Annotated in this window: 23 protein-coding genes and 1 pseudogene; 14 read left to right on the top strand and 10 right to left on the bottom strand. The window is 61.9% G+C overall.

What is annotated here, in order from left to right:
- Nucleotides 1-13 precede the first annotated feature (13 nt).
- The 6 genes from BLS27_RS18715 (at nt 14) to trpE (ending at nt 6,422) form a co-directional block, all read left to right on the top strand.
- Nucleotides 14-1,048: an ABC transporter substrate-binding protein gene (locus BLS27_RS18715; protein WP_090346198.1), complete on the top strand. Its 1,035-nt coding sequence runs from the start codon at nt 14-16 to the stop codon at nt 1,046-1,048.
- A 66-nt stretch (nt 1,049-1,114) separates the two neighbouring features.
- A complete protein-coding gene (locus BLS27_RS18710) occupies nt 1,115-2,362 on the top strand; it encodes an ABC transporter permease (RefSeq protein ID WP_043210418.1) in 1,248 nt (415 codons plus the stop codon).
- 11 nt (nt 2,363-2,373) lie between these two features.
- On the top strand, nt 2,374-3,201 hold the full coding sequence (locus BLS27_RS18705) for an ABC transporter permease (RefSeq protein ID WP_043210420.1): 828 nt from the start codon (nt 2,374-2,376) through the stop codon (nt 3,199-3,201).
- A gap of 179 nt (nt 3,202-3,380) precedes the next feature.
- Nucleotides 3,381-4,055, top strand: a complete 675-nt coding sequence (gene rpe, locus BLS27_RS18700) for a ribulose-phosphate 3-epimerase (protein WP_090346373.1) — start codon at nt 3,381-3,383, stop codon at nt 4,053-4,055.
- Nucleotides 4,052-4,870 carry a phosphoglycolate phosphatase gene (locus BLS27_RS18695; protein ID WP_043210424.1) on the top strand — a complete coding sequence of 273 codons (819 nt, stop codon included), beginning with the start codon at nt 4,052-4,054 and terminating at the stop codon, nt 4,868-4,870. Before rpe ends, BLS27_RS18695 begins: the two co-directional genes overlap by 4 nt.
- A 70-nt stretch (nt 4,871-4,940) precedes the next feature.
- Complete coding sequence (trpE, locus tag BLS27_RS18690) at nt 4,941-6,422, top strand: anthranilate synthase component I (protein ID WP_043210427.1); 1,482 nt, start codon at nt 4,941-4,943, stop codon at nt 6,420-6,422.
- A gap of 193 nt (nt 6,423-6,615) precedes the next feature.
- Here trpE and estP read toward each other — a convergent pair whose 3' ends face one another.
- Nucleotides 6,616-8,481, bottom strand: coding sequence for an esterase EstP (gene estP / locus BLS27_RS18685; RefSeq protein ID WP_090346195.1), 1,866 nt, complete (start codon nt 8,479-8,481; stop codon nt 6,616-6,618).
- A 375-nt stretch (nt 8,482-8,856) separates the two neighbouring features.
- Between estP and BLS27_RS18680 the strand changes: the two genes are divergently transcribed.
- The 4 genes from BLS27_RS18680 to BLS27_RS18665 all read left to right on the top strand — a co-directional run bounded on the left by BLS27_RS18680 (nt 8,857) and on the right by BLS27_RS18665 (nt 12,175).
- Nucleotides 8,857-9,450 carry an aminodeoxychorismate/anthranilate synthase component II gene (locus BLS27_RS18680; RefSeq protein ID WP_043210433.1) on the top strand — a complete coding sequence of 198 codons (594 nt, stop codon included), beginning with the start codon at nt 8,857-8,859 and terminating at the stop codon, nt 9,448-9,450.
- A 9-nt stretch (nt 9,451-9,459) separates the two neighbouring features.
- Complete coding sequence (gene trpD / locus BLS27_RS18675; protein WP_070571925.1) at nt 9,460-10,509, top strand: anthranilate phosphoribosyltransferase; 1,050 nt, start codon at nt 9,460-9,462, stop codon at nt 10,507-10,509.
- Entirely contained in the window at nt 10,506-11,342 is an 837-nt protein-coding gene (gene trpC, locus BLS27_RS18670) for an indole-3-glycerol phosphate synthase TrpC (RefSeq protein ID WP_043210439.1), read from the top strand. Before trpD ends, trpC begins: the two co-directional genes overlap by 4 nt.
- A gap of 128 nt (nt 11,343-11,470) precedes the next feature.
- Nucleotides 11,471-12,175, top strand: coding sequence for a lipoate--protein ligase family protein (locus BLS27_RS18665; protein WP_090346190.1), 705 nt, complete (start codon nt 11,471-11,473; stop codon nt 12,173-12,175).
- On the opposite strand, the gene crp is transcribed toward BLS27_RS18665, so the two are convergent.
- On the bottom strand, nt 12,172-12,816 hold the full coding sequence (gene crp, locus BLS27_RS18660) for a cAMP-activated global transcriptional regulator CRP (RefSeq protein ID WP_043210445.1): 645 nt from the start codon (nt 12,814-12,816) through the stop codon (nt 12,172-12,174). The genes BLS27_RS18665 and crp overlap by 4 nt on opposite strands.
- Nucleotides 12,817-13,006: 190 nt before the next feature.
- Here crp and BLS27_RS18655 point away from each other — a divergent pair, with 190 nt between their 5' ends.
- Complete coding sequence (locus tag BLS27_RS18655; protein WP_028689009.1) at nt 13,007-13,429, top strand: OsmC family protein; 423 nt, start codon at nt 13,007-13,009, stop codon at nt 13,427-13,429.
- A 37-nt stretch (nt 13,430-13,466) separates the two neighbouring features.
- Here the strand turns inward: BLS27_RS18655 and BLS27_RS18650 are convergent, their stop codons facing one another.
- The 5 genes from BLS27_RS18650 to hemJ form a co-directional block, all read right to left on the bottom strand.
- Nucleotides 13,467-14,507 carry a DUF2157 domain-containing protein gene (locus tag BLS27_RS18650; RefSeq protein WP_090346187.1) on the bottom strand — a complete coding sequence of 347 codons (1,041 nt, stop codon included), beginning with the start codon at nt 14,505-14,507 and terminating at the stop codon, nt 13,467-13,469.
- A gap of 11 nt (nt 14,508-14,518) precedes the next feature.
- Nucleotides 14,519-15,166 (bottom strand): 2-polyprenyl-3-methyl-6-methoxy-1,4-benzoquinone monooxygenase, encoded by a 648-nt coding sequence (coq7, locus tag BLS27_RS18645; RefSeq protein WP_043210450.1) that lies wholly within the window; start codon nt 15,164-15,166, stop codon nt 14,519-14,521.
- 65 nt (nt 15,167-15,231) lie between these two features.
- Nucleotides 15,232-15,570 (bottom strand): histidine triad nucleotide-binding protein, encoded by a 339-nt coding sequence (locus BLS27_RS18640; RefSeq protein WP_009408519.1) that lies wholly within the window; start codon nt 15,568-15,570, stop codon nt 15,232-15,234.
- A 64-nt stretch (nt 15,571-15,634) separates the two neighbouring features.
- Nucleotides 15,635-16,417: an SDR family NAD(P)-dependent oxidoreductase gene (locus BLS27_RS18635; RefSeq protein WP_043210455.1), complete on the bottom strand. Its 783-nt coding sequence runs from the start codon at nt 16,415-16,417 to the stop codon at nt 15,635-15,637.
- 120 nt (nt 16,418-16,537) lie between these two features.
- On the bottom strand, nt 16,538-16,963 hold the full coding sequence (gene hemJ / locus BLS27_RS18630; RefSeq protein ID WP_043210459.1) for a protoporphyrinogen oxidase HemJ: 426 nt from the start codon (nt 16,961-16,963) through the stop codon (nt 16,538-16,540).
- Between the two features lie 141 nt (nt 16,964-17,104).
- Here hemJ and argC point away from each other — a divergent pair, with 141 nt between their 5' ends.
- Together argC and erpA are read left to right on the top strand one after the other, a co-directional pair.
- Entirely contained in the window at nt 17,105-18,139 is a 1,035-nt protein-coding gene (gene argC, locus BLS27_RS18625) for an N-acetyl-gamma-glutamyl-phosphate reductase (protein ID WP_090346183.1), read from the top strand.
- Nucleotides 18,140-18,305: 166 nt separating this feature from the next.
- Nucleotides 18,306-18,656, top strand: coding sequence for an iron-sulfur cluster insertion protein ErpA (gene erpA, locus BLS27_RS18620; protein ID WP_043210464.1), 351 nt, complete (start codon nt 18,306-18,308; stop codon nt 18,654-18,656).
- A 61-nt stretch (nt 18,657-18,717) separates the two neighbouring features.
- Here erpA and BLS27_RS18615 read toward each other — a convergent pair whose 3' ends face one another.
- Both BLS27_RS18615 and BLS27_RS18610 read right to left on the bottom strand, forming a co-directional pair.
- The gene (locus BLS27_RS18615; RefSeq protein WP_090346180.1) at nt 18,718-19,809 is read right to left on the bottom strand and encodes an anhydro-N-acetylmuramic acid kinase; all 1,092 of its coding nucleotides are present in this window, start codon (nt 19,807-19,809) and stop codon (nt 18,718-18,720) included.
- Nucleotides 19,810-19,812: 3 nt separating this feature from the next.
- Nucleotides 19,813-21,243, bottom strand: coding sequence for a peptidoglycan DD-metalloendopeptidase family protein (locus BLS27_RS18610; RefSeq protein ID WP_090346178.1), 1,431 nt, complete (start codon nt 21,241-21,243; stop codon nt 19,813-19,815).
- Nucleotides 21,244-21,456: 213 nt separating this feature from the next.
- On the opposite strand from BLS27_RS18610, the gene tyrS reads away from it, so the two are divergent.
- The gene (gene tyrS, locus BLS27_RS18605) at nt 21,457-22,656 is read left to right on the top strand and encodes a tyrosine--tRNA ligase (RefSeq protein ID WP_043210472.1); all 1,200 of its coding nucleotides are present in this window, start codon (nt 21,457-21,459) and stop codon (nt 22,654-22,656) included.
- An 80-nt stretch (nt 22,657-22,736) separates the two neighbouring features.
- Here the strand turns inward: tyrS and BLS27_RS23915 are convergent.
- A pseudogene (locus BLS27_RS23915) lies at nt 22,737-23,079 on the bottom strand (hypothetical protein); the annotation flags it as partial.

Below are 23,079 nucleotides of genomic sequence, written 5' to 3'. Positions count from 1 at the left end.
GGAGAGAACAATAATGCACAAGCAGTTGAAACTGACCGCCCTGGCCCTCGGCTTGTTCGCCGCCGGCCAAGCCCTGGCTGCGGATCTGACCGTGGTGTCCTTCGGCGGTGCCAACAAGGCTGCCCAGGTCAAGGCGTTCTATGAGCCATGGGAGAAGGCAGGCAAAGGCAAGATTGTCGCCGGTGAATACAACGGCGAGATGGCCAAGGTCAAAGCCATGGTCGACACCAACAGCGTCTCCTGGAACCTGGTGGAAGTGGAGTCGCCGGAACTGGCCCGCGGTTGTGACGAGGGCATGTTCGAGGAGCTGGACCCGGCCTTGTTCGGCAACGAGGCCGACTACGTGCCGGGCGCCATCCAGCCGTGCGGCGTGGGCTTCTTCGTGTGGTCCACGGTGCTGGCCTACAACGCCGACAAGCTCAAGACCGCACCTACCAGCTGGGCTGACTTCTGGGATACCCAGAAATTCCCGGGCAAGCGTGGCCTGCGCAAGGGCGCCAAGTACACCCTTGAGTTCGCCCTGATGGCCGACGGCGTGGCGCCCAAGGATGTGTACAAGGTGCTGGGCACCAAAGAAGGCCAGGATCGCGCCTTCAAGAAACTCGACCAGATCAAGCCAAGCATCCAGTGGTGGGAGGCGGGCGCCCAGCCGCCACAGTATCTGGCCTCCGGTGACGTAGTCATGAGCTCGGCCTATAACGGCCGGATCGCCGCGGTGCAGAAAGAGAGCAACCTCAAGGTCGTCTGGAACGGCGGCATCTATGACTTCGACGCCTGGGCCATCCCGAAAGGCGCCAAGGATACCGACCTGGCGAAGAAGTTCATCGCCTTCAGCGTCCAGCCCGAGCAGCAGAAGACCTACTCCGAGAACATCGCCTACGGCCCGGCCAATACCAAGGCTGTCAGCCTGCTGTCGGACGCGGTGAAGAAGGACATGCCGACTACCCCTGAGAACATCGCCAACCAGGTGCAGATCGACGTGGCCTTCTGGGCCGACAACAGCGAGCAGCTGGAGCAACGCTTCAACGCTTGGGCGGCGAAGAAGTAAGCCGCGTTGACGGAGCGCCGGCCTTTAAGGCGGCGCTCATCGTTCCCCAGATTTTCGGAGTTCGCCATGGCCATTGCAGTGCCCCTGAACGAAGGCGCAGGTAAAAGCCTCAAGCAGCGCCTCAAGCATGCCGAGCGGGTCAACCGTTGGAAGGCGCAGGCGTTGATCGCGCCGCTGGCGCTGTTCCTGTTGCTGGTGTTTCTGGTGCCGATTGCGGCACTGCTGTACAAGAGCGTCGGCAACCCCGAGGTGGTCAACGGCCTGCCGCGCACCGTCGAGGCCATCGCGCAATGGGATGGCAAGGGCCTGCCGGGCGAGGACGTGTACAAGGTGCTCAGCCAGGACCTGGCGGAGTCACGCAAGAAACAGACCCTGGGCGATCTCTCCAAACGCCTGAACATGGAGTTGGCCGGCTACCGCAGCCTGCTGGCGAAGACTGCACGGGCGTTGCCGTTCAAGGCCGAGCCTAGTTCTTATAAAGATGCCCTGCAGACGCTCGACGAGCGCTGGGGCGACCCTGCGTACTGGCAGGCGATCCGTCGCAATACCAGTGCAGTGACACCGTTCTACCTTCTGGCGGCGCTGGACCATCGCATCGACGACCTGGGCGAACTGGCCAAGGCCACGCCAGACCAGGCCATCTATCTGGACATCTTCACCCGAACCCTTTGGATGGGGGTGGTCATCACCGCAATCTGCCTGGTGCTGGCCTACCCGTTGGCCTACCTGCTGGCCAACCTGCCGACCCGGCAGAGCAATTTGCTGATGATCCTGGTGCTGCTGCCGTTCTGGACCTCGATCCTGGTGCGGGTGGCTGCTTGGATCGTGCTGTTGCAGTCCGGTGGCTTGATCAACAGTGCGTTGATGGCCATGGGCATCATCGATGAGCCGCTGGAGTTGGTGTTCAACCGCACCGGTGTGTACATCGCCATGGTGCACATCCTGCTGCCGTTCATGATCCTGCCGCTGTACAGCGTCATGAAAGGTATCTCGCCCAGCTATATGCGTGCGGCGATCTCCCTGGGCTGCCATCCGTTCGCTAGCTTCTGGCGCGTGTACTTCCCGCAGACCTATGCGGGTGTGGGGGCCGGTTGCCTGTTGGTGTTCATCATCTCCATCGGCTACTACATCACCCCGGCGCTGCTGGGCAGCCCGAACGACCAAATGGTCAGCTACTTCGTGGCCTTCTACACCAACACCAGTATCAACTGGGGCATGGCTACCGCCCTGGGCGGACTGTTGCTGCTGGCCACCGTCGTGCTGTACCTGATCTATAGCTGGCTGGTCGGCGCCAGCCGCCTGCGCCTGAGCTGAGGAGCCCTTTCATGCTGAGCCCTTACATGTCGCCCGTGGAGCGGGTCTGGTTCTACAGCCTGCGTATTCTCTGCGGTTTGATTCTGTTGTTCTTGGTGTTGCCGGTGCTGGTGATCGTGCCGTTGTCATTCAACAGCGGCAGCTTCCTGGTGTACCCATTGCAAGGCTTCTCGCTGCACTGGTACCAGGACTTCTTCGCCTCGGCCGAATGGATGCGATCACTCAAGAACAGCATCATCGTCGCCCCGGCCGCCACCGTGCTGGCGATGGTATTCGGCACCCTGGCCGCCATCGGCCTGACCCGCGGGGACTTCCCGGGCAAGTCGTTGGTCATGGCCCTGGTGATTTCGCCGATGGTGGTGCCGGTTGTGATCATTGGTGTGGCCAGCTACTTGTTCTTCGCGCCACTGGGCATGGGCAACAGCTTCGTTTCGTTGATCCTGGTGCATGCGGTGCTGGGCGTGCCCTTTGTCATCATCACGGTGTCGGCCACGCTGCAGGGCTTCAATCAGAACCTGGTGCGGGCTGCCGCCAGTCTCGGTGCCTCGCCGCTGCTTACCTTCCGTCGGGTGACCCTGCCGTTGATTGCCCCAGGTGTGATCTCCGGCGCGCTGTTCGCCTTCGCCACCTCCTTCGACGAAGTGGTGGTGACGCTGTTTTTGGCCGGCCCTGAGCAAGCGACCTTGCCACGGCAGATGTTCAGCGGCATTCGCGAGAACCTCAGCCCGACCATCGCCGCGGCCGCGACCTTGCTGATCGCTTTCTCTGTGGTGCTGTTGCTCACCCTTGAGTGGCTGCGCGGGCGCAGCGAGAAGCTGAGGACCCAGCAGCCGACCTGACGGTTCCGGATCAATACCCGCTCTCACAGGGCTACGCTGAAACTGTGGGAGCGGGTTCACCCGCCAAGCGTTTGCACCGCATTGAAGCAACTGGTCGACACCCATTGATACCAATCAGCCTTCATTGGCTTGCCTGAGTTACAATGCGCGCCACCGTGATTTCTGCCAACAGGTGCGCCATGCAGCCCTACGCTATTGCCCCCTCCATCCTCTCCGCCGATTTTGCCCGTCTGGGCGAGGACGTCGACAAGGTGCTGGCCGCCGGGGCCGACATCGTTCACTTCGATGTGATGGACAACCACTACGTGCCCAACCTGACCATCGGCCCGATGGTCTGCAGCGCCCTGCGCAAGTACGGCGTGACCGCGCCGATCGACGTGCACCTGATGGTCAGCCCGGTCGATCGCATCATCGGCGACTTCATCGAGGCAGGCGCCACTTACATCACCTTCCATCCTGAAGCGTCCCTGCACATCGACCGCTCCCTGCAACTGATCCGCGATGGCGGCTGCAAGGCCGGCCTGGTGTTCAACCCGGCCACCAGCCTGGATGCCCTCAAATACGTAATGGACAAGGTCGACATGGTGCTCTTGATGAGCGTCAACCCAGGCTTCGGTGGCCAGAAGTTCATTCCTGGCACCCTCGACAAACTGCGCGAAGCCCGCGCGCTGATCGACGCCAGCGGCCGTGATATCCGCCTGGAGATCGACGGTGGCGTCAACGTCAACAATATCCGCGAAATCGCCGCCGCCGGTGCCGATACCTTCGTGGCCGGCTCGGCGATCTTCAATGCGCCGGACTACCAGGAAGTCATCGGTAAAATGCGCGCCGAACTGGCCCAGGCGCGCCCATGAGCGGCTTCGAGCAGCTGTTCCCGGGAGCGCTGCCAAGGCTGGTGATGTTCGATCTGGATGGCACGTTGATCGATTCGGTCCCTGACCTTGCCGCCGCCGTGGATCGCATGCTGCTCCAGATGGGGCGCCCACCCGCGGGCCTGGAGGCCGTACGCCACTGGGTCGGCAATGGCGCCCAGGTCCTGGTCCGTCGGGCCTTGGCCGGTGGCCTGGACCACGATGCCGTGGACGATGCGTTGGCCGAACAGGGCCTGGCCCTGTTCATGGAGGCCTATGGGCAAAGCCATGACCTGACGGTGATCTACCCCGGTGTACGCGACACCTTGCGCTGGCTGCGCAAGCGCGGCGTGGAAATGGCGCTGATCACCAACAAGCCCGAGCGCTTCGTCGGGCCACTGCTCGATCAGATGAAGATCGGTCGTTATTTCCGCTGGATCATCGGCGGCGACACCCTGCCTCAGAAAAAACCCGATCCGGCCGCGTTGCTGTTCGTCATGAAGATGGCCGGCGTGCGCCCCGAGCAGGCATTGTTCGTGGGCGACTCGCGCAGCGATGTGCTGGCGGCCAAGGCGGCGGGCGTCAAGTGTGTAGGACTGAGCTATGGCTACAACCATGGCCGGCCGATCGACGAGGAGTCGCCCAGCCTGGTCATCGACGATCTGCGTGCCTTGCTGCCAGGTTGCTTAGTCCCGGCCACTGGGATAACGTTGGCGGACCTTCAAGCCTCACAAGACAGAGAGTCCACCGTGGCGGTCATCGGCAAATTCTGGATGAAAGTCATCAAGGCCCTGGCCCGCTGGCGCTGGCGCGCCTGACTTCTGCCCGCCGGCGCCTGCCGGCCCGTCCGCTTGCCCGACCCCATTGCTGCTTGCCACGAGGCTACCCATGACCCGCGAAGAATTCCTGCGCCTGGCCGCTGCCGGCTACAACCGCATTCCCCTGGCCTGCGAAACCCTGGCTGACTTCGACACGCCGCTGTCGATCTACCTGAAGCTTGCCGACCAACCCAACTCCTATTTGCTCGAGTCCGTTCAGGGCGGCGAGAAGTGGGGGCGATATTCGATGATCGGCCTGCCATCGCGCACCGTGCTGCGTGTGCATGGCTACCACGCGAGCGTCCTGCAGGACGGCGTGCAGGTGGAAAGCCATGACGTAGAGGACCCCTTGGCGTTCGTCGAGACCTTCAAGGATCGCTACAAGGTCGCTGACATCCCGGGCCTGCCACGCTTCAACGGTGGTCTGGTCGGTTACTTCGGCTATGACTGCGTGCGTTACGTGGAAAAGCGCCTGGGTGCCTGCCCGAACCCGGACCCGCTGGGTGTACCGGACATCCTGCTGATGGTCTCCGATGCCGTGGTGGTGTTCGATAACCTCGCGGGCAAGATGCACGCGATCGTGCTAGTGGACCCGGCCGAGGAACAGGCTTACGAGCAAGGCCAGGCGCGGCTGCAGGAGCTGCTGGCCAAGCTGCGCGAGCCGATCACCCCGCGTCGCGGCCTGGACCTGAGCGGCCCGCTCGCCGCCGAGCCCGCATTCCGCTCCAGCTATACCCGCGAGGACTACGAGAACGCGGTCGGGCGCATCAAGGAATACATCCTGGCCGGTGACTGCATGCAGGTGGTGCCGTCCCAGCGTATGTCCATCGACTTCAAGGCCGCGCCGATCGACCTGTACCGAGCGCTTCGCTGCTTCAACCCGACGCCTTACATGTATTTCTTCAACTTCGGTGACTTCCATGTGGTGGGCAGCTCGCCAGAAGTGCTGGTGCGTGTCGAGGACAATCTGGTCACCGTGCGACCGATCGCCGGAACCCGTCCACGCGGCGCCACCGAAGAAGCCGACCGGGCACTGGAAGACGATCTGCTGTCCGATGATAAGGAAATCGCCGAGCACCTGATGCTCATCGACCTGGGTCGCAACGATGTGGGCCGGGTATCGTCCACCGGCAGCGTGCGCCTGACCGAGAAAATGGTTATCGAGCGCTACTCCAACGTCATGCACATCGTCTCCAACGTCACAGGTCAACTGCGTGAAGGCCTGACCGCGATGGACGCGCTTCGCGCGATCCTGCCGGCTGGCACCCTGTCGGGCGCCCCAAAGATCCGTGCCATGGAAATCATCGACGAGCTGGAACCGGTCAAGCGTGGCGTCTATGGCGGCGCCGTGGGCTACCTTGCCTGGAATGGCAACATGGACACCGCTATCGCCATCCGCACCGCGGTGATCAAGGACGGCGAGCTGCATGTGCAGGCTGGTGGCGGCATCGTCGCTGACTCGGTACCGGCGCTTGAGTGGGAAGAAACCATCAACAAGCGTCGGGCCATGTTCCGCGCGGTGGCCTTGGCGGAGCAGACGCCACAAGCCTGACGGGCAGTAGATGAGTGAACGGCGCCCTGGTGGCGCCGTTCTTCTTTGGAGGGCCTGTGCGGAGCCTGTTGCGACAGCGGCGCTCAGGCCTGTTTCGCGGGTTCTCGAGTGCTTTTGACGAGTCCGCTGTCCTGCAGGAGCGGGATTACCCACAAAACAGGCAACGGGATCTGCCGCAGGGCGCCAGTTCCGTTCAAAAGTCCAAGCTCAGCGCCAGGCCGACGCCTTGCTGGGTCAGCGCATCGCTCTTGCGCCAATTGTAGTTGCCCCGCAGGTGCACACCGGGCACCAGTTCATGGGTCAGCCCCAGGCTGGCACGGGTCAGGTTGCTGTCCGGCGTGTAGCCGGTGAGTGTGAAGTCATGGGCTGGCAGGCTGGTGAGGTGCAGGCTCAGGTCTTGGCGGTCGTCTTCGAATTCGTGCTCTCGGGCGATTTCGACAAATAACCGGGTACCTGCCGCAAACTGATAGCCACCTTGCAGGCCTATCCCCAGACGCCGCGAGCTGCGTTCCTGGTCATCGTAGGCCAAGGCTGTGGAGCGCCCGCTCTTTTCCTCGTAACCGTCGACCTTGACCCGTGCATAGTCGGCGCTGAGGAAGGGTGACAGCTGCCAGACACTGTGCTCGCTCGCCAGGTTGTAACCCAGCCGGCCGGTGACCGACCACGCCTCGCCATCCGTGTCGCCTTTCTCGCTGCGCTCCCCCACGCCGAGCGCGAAGGTACGCTTGAGGTCGTGATAGTCCAGGTGCCCTGCGGTCAATGCCGCGTCGGCCCACCAGCGGTGCTGGCGATATTGGGCAAAGACCGTGGCGAGATAGCTGTCGAGCTTGTAGTCCGAGTCGTATTCTCCGACCTCGAGCTTCTGCCGGTTCACGCCAGCCGCCAAGCCGATGCGCCACGCGTCGTCGAGGCGGTAGCTGCCGCCCAGGGTCAGGTTGTAACCGCGTCCATCTGCGCTGGCGGCACCGCGCTGGTCGTCGAAGTCGAGGTCCTGAGCGCCCGTGGCGACAAAGGGCTGCCATTGGCCAACGGCCTGCCAGGGTGTCTGCCATTGGTTGCGCAGCTCGTCCTGATGGGCCCGTAGGTTGCCGTGGGCCATTTCCGGCAGCAGCGTCAGCTCCCAGGGTGCAGCAAGGATCGAATAGCCGTAGTCGGCGATCAGTTTCTGACCGGCGATGGTCGGATGCACCGAATCGTTGAACAGCAGTTTGGTGGGATCCGGTGTGATGCCGTTGGCCCCGTACACCGGGTTACCCACGCAGCCTTCGCCGCTGTAGCAGGTGCCGACCAGGTTCTGGCCGGTGGCCAGCCCGAAGTCGGCTGGATTCGCCAAGGCCTCCTGAAGCAGGGCTGGAATGTTCAGAGGGATGATCTGTGCGTCGATCTGGCCGAGCTGGTTCAGCAATGATTGATTGAACACGCCAGACAATTGCGACAGCGGGCCTTCCAATGGCGTGCCGCTGTAGTTGGGTGTCTGCCCCAGATCCGGCAACAGCCAGACCATGATGTAGCGCGCACCACCCTGTTGCAGGGCCTGCGCACTGGCTGCCAGGCGCGCGCCGGCGGCAGCGGCGTCGCCCGGGGTGTTGACCAGCCCTTGAAGGAAGTCGTTGCCGCCGCCGGTCAGGTAGTACAAAGCGTTAGCGTCGGCGCGCAAACCATTGGCCAGGTAGCCGTCACGCTCGCGCAGCACCGTACCCGCACCCGGGCGTCCCGGCGGGATGATGGTGCGTGAGGTCTCGGTGATCGAGTCGAGTATCTGCTGCGTTGTGTAGCCTCCGACCGCCCAGTTGTTGCCGTCGGGGCGGGTGCCGATGGAAGTGGAGGGGTTGAGCTCGTCGGTGGGTACACCCAGCCGGTTCCCCAGGATCATCGGCGTGACCGGTGCATAGCTGCCATCGGCATTGCGGTTGGTGAAGCGCAGCCCGAACTGTCCGGCATCGCTGAGGCTGTCGCCGAACACGATGAGCGAGGAGTAGGGCGAGGGCGCTGCCATGGCCTGGCTGCAGGAAAGGGCCAGAAGCCCCATCAGGGGACGAATGAAGCGTGTTTTGCGCATTGGAGAAGGTCCTTTTCTTTATTTTTGTCGGAACAGCCCGATTGACCTTAACAAAGCTGAGGGAATTCGATCCAAGTGGATTCGTTTCTCCGTATTTACGGGCATATTGCACCCGCCGGCCCGGTAGGCTACTGTGCCGTGACGTATAAGCGAGACCTACTTCTGTGTTGATCGTCAGCAAACTCTTGATGCGCGTTATCAAGGCCCACGCCCGTTGGCGTTGGCGCGCCTGACTTTATCTCCTGCCGGCCCGTCCGGCCCGCCCCCGTTTGCCTTCCAGTCGCTTCATCCACCGCTCGCTGCGGGACAGCCCGCGCTTGCACCGGCATTGGAAGGTTCGAATTCAAAGTCAGTAGATTCAAGAGGTTCAGCCCGATGTTACTGATGATCGACAACTACGACTCCTTTACCTACAACGTCGTCCAGTACCTGGGCGAGCTGGGCGCCGAGGTCAAGGTCATTCGCAACGATGAAATGACCATCGCCCAGATCGAAGCCCTTAAGCCCGAGCGCATCGTCGTCTCCCCTGGCCCTTGCACGCCGAGCGAGGCCGGGGTCTCTATCGAGGCCATCCTGCACTTCGCCGGCAAGCTGCCGATCCTCGGCGTCTGCTTGGGCCACCAGTCCATCGGTCAGGCCTTTGGCGGTGATGTGGTTCGCGCCCGCCAGGTGATGCACGGCAAGACCAGCCCGGTCCATCATCGCGACCTGGGCGTGTTCGCCGGCTTGAACAACCCGCTCACCGTGACCCGTTACCACTCGCTGGTGGTCAAGCGCGAAACCCTGCCCGAGTGCCTGGAAATCACTGCCTGGACGGCCCATGCCGATGGCTCGGTCGACGAGATCATGGGCCTGCGCCACAAGACGCTGAACATCGAAGGGGTGCAGTTCCACCCCGAGTCGATCCTCACCGAGCAGGGCCACGAACTGTTCGCCAACTTCCTCAAGCAGACCGGCGGCCATCGCTAAGGAGCGAACATGGATATCAAGAGCGCGTTGAGCCGTATCGTCGGCCACCTGGATCTGTCCACCGAAGAAATGCGCGCTGTCATGCGCCAGATCATGACGGGCCAGTGCAGTGAGGCGCAGATCGGTGCCTTCCTGATGGGCATGCGCATGAAGAGCGAGAGCATCGACGAGATCGTCGGTGCCGTATCGGTGATGCGTGAGCTGTGCAGCAAGGTAGAACTGCAAACCCTCGACGGTGTGGTCGACATCGTCGGCACCGGCGGCGATGGTGCCAATATTTTCAACGTGTCCACCGCGTCGGCGTTTGTCCTCGCGGCAGCGGGTTGCCCGGTGGCCAAGCATGGCAACCGCGCGGTATCCGGCAAGAGTGGCAGTGCCGACCTGCTGGAGGCCGCTGGAATCTACCTGAACCTGACGCCCGTGCAGGTCGCCCGCTGCATCGACAGCCTGGGGATCGGCTTCATGTTCGCCCAGACCCACCACAGCGCCATGAAGCATGCTGCCGGCCCGCGCCGTGATCTGGGGCTGCGCACCCTGTTCAACATGCTGGGCCCGCTTACGAATCCGGCCGGTGTGAAACACCAGGTGGTCGGGGTGTTCACCCAGGCCCTGTGCCGCCCGTTGGCCGAAGTGCTGCAACGCCTGGGCAGCAAGCATGTGCTGGTGGTGCACTCCAAGGACGGTCTGGATGAGTTCAGCCTGGCTGCACCGACCTTCGTGGCCGAACTGAAGAATGACCAGATCTCCGAATATTGGGTCGAGCCCGAAGACCTTGGCATGAAGAGCCAGAGCCTGCACGGTCTGGCTGTCGAAGGTCCGCAGGCCTCGCTGGAGCTGATCCGTGACGCCCTAGGCCGTCGCAAGACCGAGAATGGCCAGAAGGCCGCCGAGATGATCGTGCTCAATGCTGGCGCGGCGCTGTACGCCGCCGACCACGCCATGAGCCTCAAGAGCGGTGTAGAACTTGCCCATGACGTGCTGCACACAGGCCTTGCCTGGGAGAAGCTGCAAGAGTTGGGCGCTTTTACCGCGGTATTCAAGCAGGAGAACGAAGCATGAGCGTACCGACGGTGCTGGAGAAGATCCTTGCCCGCAAGGTCGAGGAAGTGGCCGAACGCAGTGCCCGCGTCGGCCTGGCCGAGCTGGAGCGAATGGCCAAGGCGGCCGACGCCCCGAGAGGCTTTGCCAACGCCATGCTCGCACAGGCCAAGCGCAAGCAGCCGGCAGTGATTGCCGAGATCAAGAAGGCCTCGCCCAGCAAAGGCGTGATCCGCGAGCATTTCGTTCCGGCCGACATCGCCGTCAGCTATGAAAAGGGCGGGGCCACCTGCCTTTCGGTACTGACCGATGTGGATTACTTCCAGGGCGGCGATGCCTACCTGCAGCAGGCCCGCGCGGCATGCAAGCTGCCGGTGATCCGCAAGGACTTTCTCATCGACCCTTACCAAGTGGTCGAGGCCCGGGCCCTGGGCGCCGATTGCGTCTTGCTGATCGTCGCCGCGCTGGATGACGTACGCATGGCTGAACTGGCTGCTACCGCCAAGTCTGTCGGGCTCGATGTTCTGGTCGAGGTGCACGACGCTGCTGAGCTGGAGCGCGCGTTGAACACCCTCGATACTCCGCTGGTCGGGGTCAACAACCGCAACCTGCATACTTTCGAGGTCAGCCTGGAGACCACGCTGGACCTGCTACCACGCATTCCGCGTGACCGCCTGGCGATTACCGAGAGCGGTATCCTCAACCGTGCCGATGTGGAGCTGATGGAAATCAACGAGGTCTATTCGTTCCTTGTCGGTGAGGCGTTCATGCGTGCCGAGCAGCCTGGGCTGGAGCTGCAGCGACTGTTCTTCCCCGAGCGCGCGGTGAAAACCGTGGTTCAGGAACTGGACTGATCGATCGAAGCCGGCGTTTGCCGGCTTTTTTGTATGCCTGCTCTTCGCAGCCTGAACGCAACGAAAATCCCATGGGAGCGGGTTTGCCCATGAAAGGGTTTGTGCAACCAACATCTTTAGGTGGATCAATGACCGAACGACCGCTGGCGCTGACCGTCGAACAAGGCCTGCACGCCGAGCAGGAGCTGCTGGCGGCGGTATGCCGTGGCGAGCGTGACGCGGGTGTGCTGTTCTGGCGCCCGACCGACCACGCCCTGGTGATGCCTCGACGCATGAGCCGCCTGGACAACTTCGAGGCCGCCTGCTCTGAGCTGGCCATTGCCGGGTGGCCTGTGCTCTTGCGCGAAACGGGCGGCGAGCCGGTGCCTCAGTCCCATTCGACAGTGAATGTGGCGTTGGTCTACGTTGCGCCGCGCAGTGAAGGAGATCACGGGCGCATCGAAAATGCCTATGAGCGCCTGTGCCTACCACTGTGCGATGTGCTGCGCGAGTGGGGCGGCGTGGCTTCGGTCGGCGAGATCGACGGCGCGTTCTGCGACGGTCGGTATAACGTCAATCTCAATGGTCGCAAGCTGGTCGGTACTGCCCAGCGCTGGCGCCAGGGCTTAGGCGGAAAGCGTGCGGTGGTGCTGGTGCACGGCGCGCTGTTACTGGACAACGAGCGAGAATCGATGGTCGCGGCGGTCAACCGCTTCAATGAATGCTGTGATCTGGAGCAGCGTTGCCGTGCCGACAGCCATATCGCTCTGCACGAAGTGGTGCCCGAGGCGCCGTGGTTCGAGCGCCTGAGTCAGGCCTACAATGAGGTGATCGCGGCGATCCCTCGCGACTAACGGGTGCCGTGGACCACCATGGTCTTGCCCTTGACCTGCACCAGGCTGCGCTCTTCAAGGTCCTTGAGCACGCGGCCGACCATCTCCCGTGAGCAGCCGACAATGCGGCCGATCTCCTGACGGGTGATCTTGATCTGCATGCCGTCCGGGTGGGTCATGGCATCGGGCTGCTTGCACAGGTCAAGCAGGCATCGGGCCACGCGGCCGGTGACATCGAAGAAAGCCAGGTCGCCCACCTTGCGGGTGGTATTTCGCAGGCGCTGGGCCATCTGGCTGCCCAGAGCGTAGAGGATGTCTGGATCCTGGCGGGCCAGTTCACGGAACTTGTCGTAGCTGATTTCAGCTACCTCGCACTCAGTCTTGGCGCGGACCCAGGCGCTGCGCTGCTGCTCTTGTCCTGCGGACTCGAACAAGCCCAGCTCACCGAAGAAATCCCCGCTATTGAGGTAGGCGATGATCATTTCATGGCCATCGTCATCCTCGATCAAGATGGTCACCGAACCCTTGATGATGAAGGACAACGTTTCAGCCCGGTCGCCAGCGCAGATGATGTTGCTTTTGGCGGCGTAACGGCGGCGCTGGCAGTGGGCGAGCAGCTTGTCGATATTCTTGATCTTGGCAGGTAGAGCGGAGGCAACCATCACGAAATCCTGTTCGGGGCGAGGCATTGCACTTTTTATAGGACGTTGGCGACGAGCGCCAGTCATTTGGCGTCAGCTTATCAGACACTGCCACTTGCAATGGCTTTAAAGGCGCTCGCATTGCGCTTTTCCGAGAGCGCCACAAAGACTAAGCTGACGACCTTTCTCAAGCATCTTGGAGTCCAGATACATGAAGGCACGCATCCAGTGGGCCGGTGAAGCGATGTTCCTCGGCGAATCGGGGAGCGGCCATGTCGTGGTCATGGATGGCCCGCCCGAGGCAGGCGGACGCAACCTGGGCGTACGCCCCATGGAAATGTTGCTGCTCGGCCTGGGCGGCTGCAGTAGCTTCGATGTGGTGAGCATCCTCAAGAAGTCCCGCCAGGCCGTGGAGAGCTGCGAGGCCTTCCTGGAAGCCGAGCGCGCCAGCGAAGACCCCAAGGTATTTACCAAGATCCACCTGAACTTCGTGGTCAAGGGGCGCGGGCTTAAGGAAGCTCAGGTCAAGCGCGCGGTGGAACTGTCGGCGGAGAAGTACTGCTCGGCCTCGATCATGCTCGATCGCGCTGGCGTGGAAATCACACACGGCTACGAGATCGTCGAGCTGGGTTGAATGACCGGTCGGGGCTGCTTTGCAGCCCCAAGCCTGTTCAGTTACGAAGTGCGGGCAGCGCTTGCTGCAACCATCTTGGCAGGTGTGCCCGTAGCGACTGGCTCAGTTGCTCACGCTTTTTTTGGTACAGCAAACCCAGCCCGATCACGCCCAGGCCGATCACGGTCAGCACCAGCGGGAAGAGCAGCGACTCGGCGAACACGTCATAGGAGAGGTAGCCCAGGTAGGCCGCCACGCCCATGGAACCAAAAACTATGAACACCGGCCGACGCAACAGTACCGCCAAGCCCATCAGGCCAAGATTGACCAGGCAATACAACGCCTTGCCCAGCTCGCTGCCGCTGTCCATCAGCGTCAGTCCGCCCCAGAATGCCGCCAGTCCCGCCAGATAGCCCCAGCCTGCGTAGTCCCGGCGGGTTCGCCCATCGATCACGATGAAGACCGTCAGTAGCGTCAGACCGAACCACAACGAGACCGTGCGACGCTGTTCCCAGCTGAACGGTGAACCGAAGAACCATTCGCTGAGGTCCATGGACATAAACCACAGGGCCACGGCCATCGGCATCACGATGAAGGGAAAGGGGACCAGGCGCAGCATCAACAAGCCCGCCACCACCGTGGCCGTCTCCATCAGTACCCAGCCGCCCTGTACGTAGGTGTAGTACTGGTAATACTCGCTCTGGGTATCGTCGAGTGGCCACCAACCGGCAAGGCGCTCGATGGCGAACACTGCCAAGGGCACGATGCTCACGGCGACTGCGGCCAGCACGCCAGCGGCAATGGGTTGCTCCCGGCGTTGCAGCCTAAGGGCGAGCAGCGTCAACAAGGCGATGTAGAGCGAGGAAACGCCCAGCAGCGCCGAATCGCCGATGCTCATCCAGGCTTCGGTGAGCAGCCAGCCCATGGCGCCCATGATCAGTAATGCGCCGAAGTAGAACGCCACATGGGCAAGCTGGAAAGTACCGCGGGTTTGCGGTTGCTGGCGCAGGAAGGCTAACAAGGCCTGGTCCTGGCCCGGTTGAAGAACACCTGCGTCCACCGCACGAGCCAGGTCCTTGGCGTCGAAACGTTCCGTCATGTTCGTGCCCTTCAGATGCGGTAGGTGCTTTTGGTCATCACCTTGGCCATCAGGCTCATGCCGAAGCGCACAGGGGCTGGGAAGCGGTAGCCGCCGGCTTCGAGTGCAGACTCGGCGTGCTGTTCTTCATCGACACGCATCTGTTCGAGAATGGCCCGGGACTTTTCATCCTCCTGGGGCAGTTGCTCAAGGTGCTCGTCCAGGTGCTTGCATACCTGGTGTTCGGTCGCTGCGACGAAGCCGAGACTGACCTTGTCGCTGACCAGGCCGGCAAGGGCGCCGATGCCGAAGGACATGCCATAGAACAGCGGGTTGAGCACGCTCGGGTGGCTGCCAAGCTGGCGGATGCGTTGCTCGCACCAAGCCAGGTGGTCGACTTCTTCTTCGGCGGCATGCTCCATGGCCTTGCGCACCTCAGGCAACTTGGCGGTCAAGGCTTGGCCTTGGTACAGCGCCTGGGCGCAGACTTCACCGGTATGGTTGATCCGCATCAGGCCGGCAATATGGCGGGTTTGGCTTTCGTCCAGTTCGGCATCGGGTTGGACGATGGCCGGGGATGGGCGGGCAGGTTGGCCGCTGAAGGGCAGCAAGGTGCGCATGGCAGTATCGGCCTGCAGCAACAAGCGGTCGAGCGGCGAGTAGTGACGTTCGGTAGCCATCGGGCACCTCCGCTAGAGTGTGCCCGACAGTTTACCGCAATCGGGAAGGGGACGGTTGCCCTGGATCAGCCCGGCGGCCAGTGCATCTGGCGCTGGCCGAGCACGTGCATGTGGATGTGGTAGACCGTCTGGCCGCCCAGCTCATTGCAGTTCATGACCACACGGAAGCCATCCTCGCAGCCGAGTTCCTTGGCCAGGCGCTGGGCCGTGAACAGGATATGGCCGGCCAGGCCTTTGTCTTCCTCGGTCAGGTCGTTGAGGGTGCGGATGGGCTTTTTCGGGATGACCAGAAAATGCACAGGTGCCTGCGGGGCGATATCGTGGAAGGCCAGAACCTGGTCGTCCTCGTAGATGATCTTCGCCGGGATCTCCCGGTTGATGATCTTGGTGAAGATAGTCTCCACAGCTCGTACTCCATGGTGAGTGTCCGGGCCGAGTGTACCCAGCACGACGACGCTCGCCCAGTGGCTATTCGACGCCGACCGGGCAGTAGCGCCGATGGATGACGCCGGCCAGCTTGCGCGTGAGCCAGCGTGGCATCAGGCGAGGCATCGCCGCCAGCCAGCGGTTGCGTCGTCCAGGCATGATCAGGGCGCGGTTCTTGTCCAGCGCGCGTACGGTATAGAGCGCCACTTCTTCCGGGCTCAGGCAGCGCGCGCTGTCGTCCAGCCGAGGGATGCGTCGGCGCGAGGATCGCACAGGCCCGGGGCACAGGACCGAGACTTTGATTCCGGTGCGCTTGAGCTCCTCGCGAAGCGCCTCGGAGAAACTCACCACATAGGCCTTGCTGGCTGCGTAGGTGGCCATCCACGGGCCGGGCGCGGCGCTGGCCAGGGCTGCGACATTGAGGATTTGTCCGCCTCCGTGCAAAGCCATCAGGTTGCCAATGGCATGACACAGGCGGCTCAGGGCGAGGACGTTGACCTCCAGCAGGTCTTGTTCGTCGGCCCATTCATGGGCGAGAAACGGCCCATAGGTCCGCTGGCCGGCACAATTGACCAAAAGGTCGATGTGTCGCTCGCCTTCTTCGAGCTCCAGGACGAAGCCCGACAGGCGTAGGGGTTGGCTCAGGTCGCAAGCCCGGAACAGCACTTCGACGCCGAAGCGCTGGGTCAGCTCGATGGCGACCGGCTCCAGGGTCTCGCGGTGGCGTGCCACCAAGATCAGGTTGCGCCCACGCCGTGCCAGGGCTTCCGCCAGGGCAAGCCCTAGGCCGCTGGAAGCACCGGTAATCATGGCGTAACGGGTCATGCAAGGCTCCTGAGGCCGAAAAAGGGCGACTAGTGTACAGCGTGGCCGGAGAAGGTGTTGCCTTTTGCTACCGGCTCAGCCCCGAGCCTCAGGGGCCTGCCAGCACATGATCCTTCGGGCTCAGAACGGCTTGACCACTACCAGGATCACGATGCCCAGCAGAAACAGCACCGGCACTTCGTTGAACCAGCGGTAGAACACATGCCCGCGAGTATTGGTGCCAGCAGCGAAGCGTTTGCGCTGGGCGCCGCACATATGGTGGTAGACGGTCAACAGCGCCACCAGGGTGAGCTTGGCGTGTAGCCAGCCCTGGCTCAGCCAGCCAGGATTGAGGTAGAGCATCCAGGCGCCGAAGACGTAAGTGGCGATCATCGCTGGGTTCATGATGCCGCGATACAGCTTGCGTTCCATGGTGACGAAGCGGTCCAGGCTGAGGCTGTCCTGACTTTGGGCGTGGTAGACGAACAGGCGCGGGAGGTAGAACAGCCCGGCGAACCAGCAGACCACGCTGACGATATGCAGGGCCTTGATCCATAGATAAAGCATGGGGGAGTTCCTTCAGGATTCACGGTCGTCAGATAGTAACGGTCAAGCGTCCAATGGGGCATCCGAAGAGTTGTTACAGAGGCCCCGCACCCCTATTATCGTGCGCTTTCCAGTGGGCTCGTTGAAGAAGGGGCAAGCGTTATGATCAAGGTCGGTATCGTTGGCGGCACGGGTTACACCGGTGTCGAACTGTTGCGCCTGCTGGCACAGCACCCACAGGCCGAGGTCGCTGTCATCACGTCGCGCTCCGAGGCGGGCGTCGCGGTCGCCGACATGTATCCGAACCTGCGCGGTCATTATGATGGCCTAGCCTTCAGCGTGCCGGACAGCAAGACCTTGGGCGCCTGTGACGTGGTGTTCTTCGCCACGCCCCATGGGGTTGCCCACGCACTGGCTGGCGAATTGCTGGCTGCCGGGACCAAGGTCATCGACCTGTCCGCGGATTTCCGTCTGCAGGATGCAGTGGAGTGGGGCAAGTGGTACGGCCAGCCCCATGGTGCGCCGGAACTGCTCAAGGATGCGGTGTATGGCCTGCCAGAGGTCAACCGCGAGAAGATCCGCCAGGCCCGCCTGATCGCAGTGCCCGGTTGCTATCCTACCGCCACTCAGCTGGGTTTCCTGCCGCTGCTGGAGGCAGGCCTGGCTGATCCATCGCGACTGATTGCGGACTGCAAGTCCGGGGTGAGCGGGGCGGGGCGTGGCGCAGCCGTAGGTTCACTGTTCTGTGAAGCAGGCGAAAGCATGAAGGCATACGCGGTCAAGGGCCATCGCCATCTGCCGGAGATCAGCCAGGGCCTGCGTCAAGCCGCTGGCAAGGAAGTCGGGCTGACCTTCGTGCCGCATCTCACGCCGATGATTCGCGGTATTCACGCGACCCTTTACGCGACCGTCGCCGACACTTCCGTCGATCTGCAGGCGCTGTTCGAGAAGCGCTATGCCGATGAGCCGTTCGTCGATGTGATGCCGGCTGGTAGCCATCCTGAGACCCGCAGCGTACGTGGTGCCAATGTCTGCCGCATCGCTGTACATCGTCCTCAGGGGGGCGACCTGGTGGTGGTGCTGTCGGTGATCGACAACCTGGTCAAGGGGGCTTCCGGCCAGGCGGTACAGAACCTGAATATCCTGTTCGGTCTGGACGAGCGCATGGGGCTCTCCCATGCGGGTCTGCTGCCCTAAGCGCAGCGGTAAGCTGCAAGCCTCGAGCTACAAGTGAGCACGCCGGGATTGGCTTTCCGCTTGTAGCTTGTCACTTGCAGCTTTCGTATTGTTGACCAATTTTCTCGGAGAAGCGGATAATGCGCGTCATCGAGTTTTATGGCGACACTGCGCCGGGAGAGTCAACATGAGCGTCGAAACCTTCACCCCCACGGCTTTGGAATTTACCCAAGGTGCTGCGAACAAGGTGAAGACCCTGGTCAGCGAGGAAGGCAATGATCGCCTGAAGCTGCGTGTGTTCGTGACGGGCGGCGGTTGCTCTGGCTTCCAGTACGGCTTCACCTTCGATGAAGAAGTGGCCGAGGACGACACCATTGTCGAGCGCGAGGGTGTATCCCTGGTAGTGGACCCGATGAGCTTCCAATACCTGGCAGGCGCCGAGGTGGACTACCAAGAAGGCCTTGAAGGTTCGCGTTTCGTGATCAAGAACCCCAATGCCACCACCACCTGCGGTTGCGGTTCCTCGTTCTCGATCTGAGGCCGGGCCCTGCAACGAAAACGCCGCGCAATTGCGCGGCGTTTTGCGTTGTGCAGGTTCGTCAGGCTGGATAGATCGCCCCGAGAACGCGCAGCCCCCGGGCGGCGGTCACGCTGGGGCGGTTGGCCGGGATGCGTTCGAGGCAGCAATGGGCCAGCCATGCGAAGGCCATGGCTTCGACCCAGTCCGGGTCCACGCCATGGGCGGCTGTGCTGCTGACCTGGGCACAAGGCAGCAGCGCTGCCAGGCGACCCATCAATGCGCTATTGCGAGCACCACCACCACAGACCAGCAGGGCCTCGGTGCCTGATTGGGCGCCAAGCAGCGAGTCAATGATGCTGCGGGCGGTCAGTTCCAGCAGCGTGGCCTGTACATCTTCGTCCCGATAGGCTGGCAGCGCTGCCAGATGGGCGTCCAGCCAGGGAAGGTTGAACACTTCACGGCCGGTGCTCTTGGGGCCGCTGCTTGCAAAAAAGGGGTCCGCCAGAAGCTTGTCCAACAACGTATCGATGATCTGGCCGCTGGCGGCCCAGGCGCCATCGGCGTCATAGGTTTGGCCGCGCTTGCGTTCGATCCAGGCGTCCAGCAGCACGTTGCCTGGGCCGCAGTCGAAACCACGGACCGGTTGGTCTTGCTCGATCAGGCTGAGGTTGCTGAACCCGCCCACGTTCAGAATGGCCACGCGTTGCCCCAGGTGGCTGAACAGCGCCTCATGGAATGCAGGCACCAACGGGGCGCCTTGGCCTCCCGCGGCCACGTCACGACGGCGGAAATCACCGACAACGCAGATGCCCGTCAGCTCGGCCAGCAACGCCGGATTGCCAATCTGTACAGTGAATTCACGGGCCGGCTCGTGGCGGATGGTCTGACCGTGGCTGCCGATTGCACGGATGGCGCTGGCGTCCAGGCCTTGGCTTGCCAAGAGCTGTTTTATGCCTTTGGCGGCGAGGCTAGCCCAGCGGTTCTCCGCCAATGCGGCACGCGCGATCTCGTCAGGGCCGCTGGCACAGAGGGCAAGCAGCGCCTGACGAAGATCAGAAGGCATGGGGGTGTAGTGAGTGGCGAGCAGGTGGGTCTGCTCGCGTTGTTCGATCAGTGCGATGTCCAAACCATCTAGGCTGGTTCCGGACATCACACCCAGATAAAGCGCCATGGTTCAGCGCTTGTTGGCGGCGAGCAGGGTGGCCTTTTCCTGATCCATGCGGGCGATCAGGGGTTGGCTCTGCTGCAGGAAGCGCTGGCGCTCGGAGCGGGCAATCGGGTCGGCCATGGGCACCTTCTGGCTCAACGGGTCGACGTGAACGCCATTGACCTGAAACTCGTAGTGCAGGTGTGGACCCGTGGACAGGCCGGTGGTGCCGATGTAACCGATCACCTGGCCTTGCTTGACCGAGCTGCCGGTCTTGATGCCCTTGGCAAAGCCCTGCATGTGACCATAAAGGGTCTTGTAGGAGTTGCCGTGGGCGATGATCACGGTATTGCCATAGCCACCGCGGCGACCTGCCAGAAGTACCTTGCCATCGCCGGCGGCCTTGATCGGCGTGCCCCGTGGTGCGGCGTAGTCCACACCCTTGTGAGCGCGGATCTTGTTGAGGATCGGGTGCTTGCGGCCAGCGGAGAAGCGCGAGCTGATGCGGGCGTAATCCACCGGCGTACGGATGAAGGCTTTGCGCAGGCTGTTGCCGTCGGCGGTGTAGTAGCTGGTGTTGCCCTGCTTGTTGGTGTAGCGCACAGCGGTATAGGTCTTGCCGCGGTTGGTGAAGCGCGCGGACAGGATGTTGCCGGTGCCGACCACCTTGCCGTCCATGACCTTCTGCTCGTACACCACGTCGAATTCATCGCCAGGGCGGATGTCCTGGGCGAAGTCGATGTCGTAGCCAAGGACGCGGGCCATGTCCATGGTCATGCTGTGGGACAGGCCGGCGCGCTTGGCGGAAGCCGACAGCGAGCTTTTGATCACGCCATGGGCATAGGCAGTGCGCACCACCGGCTTGCTGATTTCCCGGTTGAAGCTGTAGCCCTTGGCTGTTTTGGTCAGGCGTATGGTCTCGAGGTTGCTGATCTTGCTGTGCAGGCTGGCCAGTTGGCCGTCTTCGTCGAGTTCGAACTGCAGGACCTGCCCATGCTTTAGCTGACTGAACTGCTTGGCCTGCTTGCCGCTTGCCAGGACGTCATGGACTACGTTGGCTGGCAAACCAACCTTGGCGAACAGTGTGGAGAGGGTATCGCCGCGCGCGACCGCGACTTCACGATGGCCGGGCAGCTTGGCCTCGGCGGTCTCCTTGGCTTTTTCCTCGGTAGCTGGCGCTTGTTGCTCAGCCTGCTTGGTGGGTGGTTCGCCCTCTTCGACTTGGGCAAAAGGAGAGCCTTCGTCGTTCTCGGCTTGAACCAGCGGGGCGGCCTTGGACTCGTCCTTCAACTGCTCGGCCGGCGTTTCCAGCTCCAGGCTGAGGGTGGTCTTCTTGGCTTCGACTTCGCTGGAGGGAAATACCAGCAAAGCCAGGCTGAGCAAGGCGGCAATGCCGCTGGCGGCCAACAAATGGCTTTTCGGATAAAGCGGGGGCGCTTTAGGCGTCTCGTTGGTCATAGGTGAGGTGACTTTGAAAAAGGTGAAATGGAAAAGATGAATGACATGATGAAGATGAAATAACTGTATAAAATATAACCAAATCCGGTTTCGCGCAAGGGCGCGTAGACGCCGCAATGCGTCATCCGGGTCACATTCCTTTGCGAAACTTGTAATTGATGGCCGATCTTGTATGGTTGGCTCCCCTTGAATCTGAGCCTTGCGGGTCTGTCTATGAAGTCGGTTGAAGAGCAGCTGGCGCTTATCAAGCGCGGTGCGGAAGAGGTATTGGTCGAGTCGGAACTGGTGGAGAAGCTCAAGCGCGGCCAGCCCCTGCGTATCAAGGCGGGCTTCGACCCGACTGCGCCGGACCTGCATCTGGGCCACACTGTGCTGATCAACAAGCTGCGCCAGTTCCAGGACCTTGGGCATCAGGTCATTTTCCTGATCGGTGACTTTACTGGCATGATCGGTGACCCGAGTGGCAAGAGCGCGACCCGCCCGCCGTTGACCCGGGAGCAGGTGCTGGATAACGCCGAGACCTACAAGCAGCAGGTATTCAAGATCCTTGATCCGGCCAAGACCGAAGTCGCGTTCAACTCTACCTGGATGGACAAGCTGACGCCGGCCGACTTCATTCGACTGGCCTCCCAGTACACTGTTGCGCGCATGCTCGAGCGCGATGACTTCGACAAGCGCTATAGCAGCAACCAACCGATTGCGATCCATGAATTCTTGTATCCGCTGGTGCAGGGATACGACTCGGTTGCGCTCAAGGCGGACGTGGAGCTTGGTGGTACCGATCAGAAGTTCAACCTGCTGATGGGGCGCGAGTTGCAGCGTGCCTATGGCCAGGAGGCGCAGAACATTGTCACCATGCCTTTGCTTGAAGGGCTTGATGGCGTCAAGAAGATGTCCAAGTCTCTGGGCAACTATGTCGGCATCCAGGAAGCTCCGGGGGTGATGTACAGCAAGCTGGTCTCCATTCCGGACACCTTGATGTGGCGTTATTTCGAGCTGCTGAGCTTCCGCTCCATGGAAGAGATCAACCAGTTCCGAGCCGATGTGGAGAAGGGTGCCAACCCGCGCGACATCAAGATCAAGCTGGCCGAAGAGATTGTGGCGCGCTTCCATGGTGAAGAGGCTGCGGCCAATGCCCATCGTGCTGCGGGCAACCGCATGAAGGATGGCGAGCTGCCGGAGGACCTGCCAGAGATCGAGGTGGCCGCACCAGAAGACATGCCGATCGCCGCGGTGCTGAACAAGGCGGGTCTGGTGAAAAACTCTGCCGCTGCTCGCGATCTGCTCAATGCAGGTGGGGTGAAGGTGGATGGCGTGGTTGTCGATCGTGGTTTCGTCTTTGCCATCGGGGCGACCCATGTTTGCCAGGCGGGTAAGAAAGCTTTCGCTCGCATTACCTTGAAAGCCGAGTAAGGCCGGCTTCCATATTTTTGGGAGTAGCTATATAGAAGCGGGGAGGCCGTCAGGCCTCCCCGCTTTGCTTTTCAGCCGGATTAAGGTTTTTTGAAAATAAGTGTTGACGGGGTTTCGAATCCCCTTATAATGCGCCCCACTTCCGACGTAGTCGAAACGCAAAACTCCTTGATAATCAACGAGTTGAACGCTTCAGGTAATATCGGAAGGGCTTCGGTCTTCTGATCGGCAGCGGTGAAAAAAGGCAGTTGACAGCAGGTTTTAACGCTGTATGATTCGCCTCCCGCTACGAGAGATCGCAGCGAGTTAAGCGGTTGAAGTTGAACGGGTTTCTCGGAAAAAACTTCAAAATAAACGCTTGACAGACTTAGAGGAAAGCGTAGAATGCGCGGCCTCGGTTGAGCAAAGCGCTTAACCAAATCG

Source organism: Pseudomonas guariconensis, from assembly GCF_900102675.1.
GTDB classification, from domain to species: Bacteria; Pseudomonadota; Gammaproteobacteria; order Pseudomonadales; family Pseudomonadaceae; genus Aquipseudomonas; species Aquipseudomonas guariconensis.
The sequence above is the reverse complement of the archived record's forward strand: the minus strand, read 5'-3'. Positions and strand labels throughout refer to the sequence as shown.